The 362-nt window shown below is 51.4% G+C and carries 1 rRNA gene; it reads left to right on the top strand.

The window, feature by feature from the left end:
- Positions 1–362, top strand: a 23S ribosomal RNA gene (locus ACSEXW_RS28330); the annotation flags it as partial.

Raw genomic sequence — 362 nt, 5'->3', positions numbered from 1 at the left:
AGGCTTTGATCCGGGGATGTCCGAATGGGGAAACCCACATGGAGTAATGTCCATGTATCCGTCACTGAATACATAGGTGATGTGAAGGCATACCCAGGGAACTGAAACATCTAAGTACCTGGAGGAAAAGAAAACAAAAGTGATTCCGTAAGTAGCGGCGAGCGAACGCGGAACAGCCCAAACTTCCGGGATTTATCCCGGAGGGGTTGTAGGACGTCAATGTGGCAAAAGGTTGTTAGGTGAAGAGACCTGGAAAGGTCCGCTATAAGAGGTAAAAGCCCTGTAGCCAAAAACAACCGTATGCCTAGACGGATCCTGAGTAGGGCGGGGCACGGGAAACCCCGTCTGAAACCGGCAGGACC

Origin of the sequence: Oryzibacillus soli (assembly GCF_051594765.1) — a bacterium.
GTDB lineage: Bacteria > Bacillota > Bacilli > Paenibacillales > NBRC-103111 > Paenibacillus_AR.
Note: the sequence above shows the minus strand (reverse complement) of the source record. Positions and strands in the feature narration are given on the sequence as shown.